We start from the raw sequence: 7780 nt of genomic DNA on the forward strand, positions 1-7780 counted from the left end.
GCCCATATTTGCACTGTTAGGGTACTGCGTGAAACGGATAGGTAGTACATTTCCGTTCTGCTCAATCTTTCTCAGTCTCTACCGGGGCTAATGAGTCGTCAATAAGACTGTAATTAGAGCCACGCCGAAAAATACTTCTGGTACAAATCACACCTTGCTGCCACTTGATTGCCAACACACTTAACCAGTCCCATGCAATGCAATTGATAAGTTGTGTTCGGATCGATCGCGAGCGGAGCCGGAGACGTGACGATCGCTCGATAGGCATTGATTAGGGCAGGATGCTTTTGCAGGGCTGGCCAATAGTCTCGTAGGTGGTGGGAATAAATTCCGGCTTCAGTTGGGGCAGTGATGAGGAACTGATCAAGCGTGACCTGCGGATGTTTTTTCAAATAAGTAAAGGCTTGCTCTAGCAGATAAGGGTGTCCGCCGACCAGCCTAACTATAGGTTCAATGGTGGCAATCCGCCCTTCTAAGCCAAACTGCTGAACCAGGTCTTGCACTTGCTCTGTGGTAAATTCTAATAGCTCGATCGGCAGACCCGCGTTAAAGGGAGATTGATTGATATCCAGGCGAATATAAGCATCGGTAGTATGTGCTAGCAGCAATCGCAACTGTTTCCAGATGGGGTGATTCTTCGCTTTTTCGTGCCACGACCGCAGCAGGCTAAAGAAATCTGCTGAGATTTGTGGATAGGAAAACAGCAGATCGACGTTATCTAAACTCAAGACAACTGCCGCATTTGTCTGGGGTAACAGGTATTCTTCAAAGTAGCTTGTGCAGCTAATTTTTGTTCCCAGTTCAGTTTCATTCCAGTATTCATCAATCTGGTTAACCAGTCCCAGTTCACGGCTAACAATCGCGCAGAACCAGCGCATGAAGCGGTTGATGTCCTTAAAGTGGATGCTTTTATCCGCTAGATCAAGGCTGAGATTCACGATGCGATATCCCACCTGCCTAACCTGATTCAGTACACGGTTAATCAACGATGTTTTTCCCATTAACTTAGGAGCCTGTATCCGTACCAGAGAACCGGGCTGCATCAGCGTTTCATAGCAAATAGATTCGATTGGCGATCGCTCTACATAGGTTTTTGAATATCCTATCCCTGAATTTTCTATCTCTAAATCCTTCATGACTGAGTTAACGGCCTCAGCAGCTTCGGTTTGAGTTGCGGTAATCAGCGATGGTATCGTAGGGCGATCGCTCAGCTGCGGTAGATTTAAGATTTGCGGCACAGCCTGCACTGGAACGAGTAGCGGCCTTTCGAGCGCCCTCGGTGCTACCGTTGACGCTGTCGGCGGTGCATCTGCAATGGCACCCAGGTTAATCAGCGAGTTTTTCTGCGCTTCAGTAATGCCTGTCACCCCGGTAATATTCATACCTTCGTAGGGGCGATCGGCTTGCAGAGTATAGAGACATTGACTGGTTTGAGCATTCCATAACCGGATCGCGCCGTTTCCATCTGCGCTGATAAGCATGGTATCCTGCTGTGCCCAAAGAACCCGACGGATCCAGGTTGAGTGTCCCTGAAAAGCCAATAAGCATTTGCCTGCTGCAGCCTCCCAGATTTGAATCCACCCATCCTGACTGGCACTCACCAGTTTTGTGCCATCGGTACTCCATTCCACCGTCCAGAACCAGGAGTCTCCCTGTAGAACATATAGACATTGACCTGTACTCACATCCCATACCCGCACGGTCGCGTCGCGAGATGCACTAGCAATTTGTTGACTATTGGGACTCCAACTAATCCAGGGGATAGCATTGAGATGGTCTTGCAGCGTATGCAGACATTCTCCAGTGTGCATGTCCCATACCCGCATTGTGTAATTGGCAGAACTGTTTGCTAGGAAGCGACCATCTGGACTCCAGCGCAGTGCATTAATCATGCTCACGTTTCCCTGTAAAGTGCGCACGCACTCCTGAGTCTCTACGTTCCAGATTTTTAGGGAATAATCCGAGCTGGTCGTTATCGCAATGTGAATGCCATCAGGATGCCATGCCAACGTATGGACGACTCCAACCATATCGTGCTTGATTTTCAGACACTCATTTGTCGCCACATCCCAAATATTAAAGCTGCCGTCCAGACCACCGATCGCTACTTGTTGTTTCTGAGGATGCCAGTTTACCTGCCATGTACAATTGGTGCGATTGCGCAGGATTTTTGTACAGGTTTGGGTTTCCAGGTTCCAGAACCGCACCGCCTGATCTTGAGAGCCTGCTGCCAGTGTTTGCCCATTGGGACTAAGCCCAAGGGTTAGAATACTATCGTCGTAGCCTTGAAACGTTCTCAAGCAATCCCACGTTTCAATATTCCAGAATTTAACGCTTTGTTCTTCACTGCCCGTTGCAACAAACGAGCGAGCGGGATGGGCAATCAGCGACCAAATCGTACTATTATGCGCCCGAACGGTACGGGTGCATTGACCCGTTTCAGTATCCCATACCTGTAGCAATCCATCCGAGGTGGTGCTTGCCACACTGCGCTGATCAGGGAGCCAAAGCACTGTCCACATTGGGCTATTCCCTTGCAGTGTCATCAAACATTCTCCTGTTTCGGCGTCCCAAACCTTCACTGTCTGATCGTGAGACGCTGTTGCCAGTCGTCTACCGTCTGGATGCCAGGCTGAGTACATAACCAAGGCGCGATGACCTGTTAGCGTGTGAGTGCAGCAGAATTTTTCCTGTGGAGTTATTGCGCCAGCATCGAGGCGCCAGAGCTGAACCTGACCATCTACACAAAGGGCAAATACATTTTGTGCCGGATGACAGGCGATATGAGTGTTCATGGCTTGAGCGCCTGTTTCCAGTTCGGCGAGGCATCGCCCGGTTGTGGCCTGCCACAATCTCACCGTAAACCAATCCACGCTGGCAAGAACTTGCCCATCCAGGCTCCAGTCCATCGCCATAATAACGTTCTTGTGCCCGCCTAGTTTTTGCAAGCACTGCCCTGTTTGCACATCCCAGAGCTTGATTAAGAAATCATAGGAGCCACTGGCAAGGTATCTATCGTTGGGACTGAAACAAACGGCTTTGACCCAAAGTCCATGCCCTTCCCAGAGGCGGTAGGGTTGACCGTCCGCAACTTGCCACACTCTTACCTGGCCACTGACATCTCCTGTAGCAAGCCATTGGCCATCGGAACTAAAATCGATTGATAAAACATTCGCAAGCGGTTGAATGAACGCAGTATGAATCAAATTCGCATGGGAAAAATTAACCCGGTGCAAATTTGTTTTCTGTAGAAAGGCATGACGAATCGTGAGATGAGAAAAGTCATACCCAGTGAGATCAGATTGGATATATTGGCAAAGATTGATCAAATTACCTGCGGCATAGCTTGATTGCAGCATGGGCGATTGATGCAACATCATTAATAGCTCAGTTAGATGAGCAGCAATCGCTCCAGTAGAACTCAACTGTTTATGAAATTGCTCTGCAATGGCTCCTAGAACTAATCGAGTCTGACTATCGCGAATGTAGTCTTTTACCGTTGTCTTCAGCAGAGCATGATTGAGAAACAGTGAAAGATTAGAGGCTTGTAGTTCCTGAACGACCGCTGCTGTGAACCGATCCGTCACATACTCCATCACAACAGGCTGCTGTGTGTATTGGCTCCTCTGACATTCAATCAGGCAGCGTCCATACAAAATTTCTAACGCTTCCAAAATTTGAGCTTTTGGCACAACAGGCAAAATGTCGTCCTTAAGTTCAGCGATGGTCGTCCATTCGCGATTAATTGCCAGCCAGTACATAATTGTCTGTTCGAGGGCTGACAACCGTTCAAACTGAGAGTCGAGCAGGCGACGAATGCCATTAAAAATAATCGTATCTTCTGCAAGAAAAGCAGCGATCGCACCATCAAATAAATTCTGAATTGTGGTAGAAACAATTTTGAGTGCTAGAGGGCTATTGCTGTAGCGATCGCACAATGCCTTCTTCTGCGCCTCTGTTCCCGTTAACCCTTTGGTTTGTACCAGTGCTTGGGCTGCCTCTGGCGAACCTTGAAGCCGCAGTGATCGCACCGCCGATCCTTCACCCTCTAACGCAGAAATGAGGACAGGTTTTTCGCGACTGGTTAGGATAACGCAGCTCTGATGATTGATCTCGCCAATTAGCCGCAGTAGTTCTCCGTAGTCTGCGTAGCCCGGTCGAAACTGTCCGGAATGTTCCGTATCCAGAATTGTTTCCAGGTTATCCAAGACGATTAGACAACGACGATCGCGCAAATGCTGCAGCAAATGTCCTGCTTCAGCGATTGTATCCTGGTGCTCTGAGAGAAACGGCACCAAGTCTGCCAATAGAGTTTCTAAGGGTGGCGCATTTCGCAGCGATCGCCAAATGATGTGCGTAAAGGGAAGCAAAAGGTTTCCCCGCTCCCCCTCACTTTTCCCTTCCCATTTCCCACTTCTCACCTGCTGTGCTAGCTTCACGGCTAAAGCACTTTTCCCAATTCCGCCCATTCCCAAAATCGTAAGCAACCGGCAGGGAAGCGTTTGACTGATGCCAAAATGGTCCTGGCTCGTCATAATCCACTGCATTAGCGTCTTTAATTCTTCGGCGCGTCCGTAGAAAACTGGGACATCAGCGGCTTCTCCCCAATCCACCTGCGGATAGATTGCAGGGAGCTGAGGAACGGAAGCCAGCGTTGTTGGGGGCAAATCTGCTGTGGGGCTATCTGAAGCCTTGTCCCTGACAACACCCCCAAGGTCAGAAGGCAGAGAACTGAGAGCAGGCTGGCTACAATATCGCTCTAATGCTATCCGGAAGTTGGTCTTGCTGATCTTTTCGCCCAGTACCTTCGACATCGAGCGCCACAGCTTTGGACCCACATCGCGCTTGATATAGCTGATGGAATAACCCGAGGTTTCAGCAATCTGCTCATAGGTTTGATTGGCGATCGCCCCTAGCAGAATTGCCGTTTCCACATCGCTCAGGTGTCTGCCAAAGCGCTGAAAGAGGGCTGCGTCAGCAGTGGTCAGGAGCGGTTCAACGATCATTGTAGGAGGCGAATGGACACAATTAAAAGCGAGACATTTTCTTGAACAGCATTTTACCTGAACTTTCTAGAACTTCAGGCAATTACCATACTTTCTCAAAATCTTCGTAACCTCAGACCTTGCACCAAATCTCGAAGCCTTATTGTTCGTCGCGAAGTACATACAAGATAGGGCTTTAGGGTTTGGCCCTAGAAATGTGAGCAACCCTAGCTTAGGCGGAATCTTCGACAGTTTTGCGGCTTTCAATTGGGGTGCTGTGTATCACCCGATCGGGTGAAGGATCATCATGCAATCGGGTGAGTAATCTGCTATCGCGGCCCACCAACTGGCTTGTTCTCATTTCAAAACCAAATTTGAAAGATAGAACCTCAGACTTTTTCTGTAACGACATCTACAAAAACTCGAAATATTGTAGTGATGTCAAGGTTGCAAGTGCAGCAGTGAAACTGAAAAAAACACAAAAACAACATTCATTAAGGAGAAGAACAATGCCTGATAACGTAGTAACCGGAACCAACAGTGATGATGTTCTGCATTACGACAATTCCTACACGATTTACGCGCTCACTGGTGATGATTCAATAAGTGGTGGCAAGATGTATGGTGGATCGGGCAATGACTTTTTCCACGTTGATGATGTAGCAGATCTTGTTATTGAGTACGCCAATGAAGGAATTGATATAGTTTTTTCAACCATTTACTCGTACAAACTAACTGATCATGTTGAGAATTTACTTTTAGAGGAAGGTAGCGACGCTCGTATTGGAGAGGGCAATACTCTCAATAATGAAATCACAGGGAATGACTCTGCTAACACCTTAAAAGGGTTTGGAGGACATGACAAACTTTTTGGAGGAGCTGGTAATGATACTCTAATTGGCGGAGAGGGTAGTGATAAATTGGTTGGGTTTGGCTTCAACGGTAGAAATGAGATTGATACGCTGAAAGGAGGGACAGGGCAAGATACGATGGTTCTCTGGTATGAAACTTCTGACGGCAATAAAATTGCTGCCTACCAGGACAATAATTTTGTTTTGAGTGGCTGGAACGACTATGCGAAAATTCAGGAATTCAATGCTTCGGAAGACAAAGTAGAATTGGCAGGCGCAGCTTCAAACTATGTCCTTCAGCGGCTGTCTGTCGCAGGCGTAGGCTCAAATGCACAAGATACTGTTCTACTCCGTAAGGGCATACAAGGTCTGACAACCAATGAAGTGATTGCAGTATTTGAGGATAGGTCGCTAGCTTCGTCAAGCCTCAATAGCTTCATCTATAAGTAACTGGACACACTTAGTAAGCAGAAAAACGTGATTTTGTGGTGGTATACCACACCACCTACCCGTTACTTTCCGTTCATCTGTAATCGAAGTGAGCAAACTCTGATAAGACGGGTTTCCTTTTATCAAGTTTGCTCCTTCTAGTTGTTCGATAGAAGTGAGCTACTAGTTGTTGTAGAAGGAGAGGCAGGGAATTTTGCCCAGGTAAGGGGTACTGTCCTCTTCACCCCCAAACCATCTTTGCTTTAATTTAGTTGCTCTAATCGCAAATGCAATCGCCCATCTCATTCAGTTAATTCTACCTCTAAACTTTTCGCTGGTGCGATCGATGGTCAAGCCGTCAATCGCACCTATGCTCTTCTGTAACAATAATCTTGTCAATTTTAAGCACCCTGAGAAGAATCCATCGAAAGTAACCCTGTATGTTTCAATCCATTAGAGCACCAATTGCAACATGGTTTCGAGTTTGTCTAACGATCGCAGCTCTCTTCAACTTCTGTGGCACACTCAGTTTTATGCCGCCTCTCTACAATTCAGTCGCCCCATCGCTAGGATTACCAACGCAGATTTCGCCCTTTGGGTTCTGGGTGCTGGCAACCTGGATTTTGATCTTTGGAATTGCCTATGCTTGGCTTGCGCTCAATCCTCAACCACAAACGCTTTTTGTGGCAGTAGCAGCAGCTTGTAAGATTGCGATCGCGATTTTCTTTTTTATCTTTTGGTTCACAGATGATTTACCCATCATTGCGCTTCTGATTGGAAGTGGTGATCTATTCTTGGGAATCACCTTTGTGGTCTGGCTGTTACAAACTCGTTAAACCAATCATAGGATTGATATGGCACTTAAACTCATTGTGCAATCGCCTAGCCGCTCTGCACAGGATCAAGTATTGGAAGAACAACTCAGCCTCAAAATTGTTTTGATGATATTTAGCTGAATGACACTGACGGAAGGGGAATAAAAAAGGCTCTAAGGCTTGATATGAAAAAATTTTACATTTGGCAACCCTAAGTACAGATAGATACCGTCCTGGAGGTCAAGTTCGTGGCTAAAAAACATTTCTTAGCCACGAACTTGACCTCCAAGACGGTATCTGTACTTAGCTTGCTGTTTTTCCTTTATGTGACAATGGGAAGATGAAGGGGTAGCTACACTCGTACATAAGCAATGGCTGTAACTGCTGCTCATTGTGCTGTAGCTTTATACAAAGCGGACTTTAAAAATCGCCCATTTCTAATTTAAACCAGCGGCAAAAAGACTATTGTTGATTGGGCAATCGCTCCTGAACAGACTGGTTCAATTAGGGTAATTAGAGATTCCTCTGGAAAACTCAAGAGAGCCAAAGATACAAGCCCTTTTCCACTTCCTCGGTGTTGCCAATTATATAGAGCCCATTTGATATCTTAAGAAGGGGCTGAAAGCCTCTTCAGCATTAGCCGGATGAAGCAAAGATCGATTTGGGCTTTGGCGTGAGATAAAGTACGCTCAAAGTTCTT

At 47.0% G+C, this 7780-nt stretch carries 3 protein-coding genes and 1 pseudogene; 2 read left to right on the forward strand and 2 right to left on the reverse strand.

Annotation, left to right across the window (positions count from 1 at the left end; translation table 11 throughout):
- Window positions 1-113: 113 nt before the first annotated feature.
- Window positions 114-5006 (reverse strand): AAA-like domain-containing protein, encoded by a 4893-nt coding sequence (locus tag NDI52_RS29840; RefSeq protein ID WP_348256873.1) that lies wholly within the window; start codon window positions 5004-5006, stop codon window positions 114-116.
- A 488-nt stretch (window positions 5007-5494) separates the two neighbouring features.
- Between NDI52_RS29840 and NDI52_RS29845 the strand changes: the two genes are divergently transcribed.
- Both NDI52_RS29845 and NDI52_RS29850 read left to right on the forward strand, forming a co-directional pair.
- Window positions 5495-6286, forward strand: a complete 792-nt coding sequence (locus NDI52_RS29845) for a calcium-binding protein (protein ID WP_190773893.1) — start codon at window positions 5495-5497, stop codon at window positions 6284-6286.
- Window positions 6287-6705: 419 nt separating this feature from the next.
- Window positions 6706-7101 (forward strand): hypothetical protein, encoded by a 396-nt coding sequence (locus NDI52_RS29850; RefSeq protein ID WP_190773894.1) that lies wholly within the window; start codon window positions 6706-6708, stop codon window positions 7099-7101.
- Between the two features lie 586 nt (window positions 7102-7687).
- On the opposite strand, the pseudogene NDI52_RS29855 reads toward NDI52_RS29850, so the two are convergent.
- Window positions 7688-7780, reverse strand: a pseudogene (locus tag NDI52_RS29855) (IS5/IS1182 family transposase); the annotation flags it as partial.

The organism is Leptolyngbya sp. PL-A3, assembly GCF_039962325.1.
Taxonomy (GTDB): Bacteria; Cyanobacteriota; Cyanobacteriia; order Elainellales; family Elainellaceae; genus Vacuolonema.

Coding starts and splice junctions, on each gene's coding strand:
- NDI52_RS29850 (WP_190773894.1), top strand. CDS start 6,706: ATGTTTCAATCCATTAGAGCACCAATTGCAACATGGTTTCGAGTTTGT.
- NDI52_RS29845 (WP_190773893.1), top strand. CDS start 5,495: ATGCCTGATAACGTAGTAACCGGAACCAACAGTGATGATGTTCTGCAT.
- NDI52_RS29840 (WP_348256873.1), bottom strand. CDS start 5,006: ATGATCGTTGAACCGCTCCTGACCACTGCTGACGCAGCCCTCTTTCAG.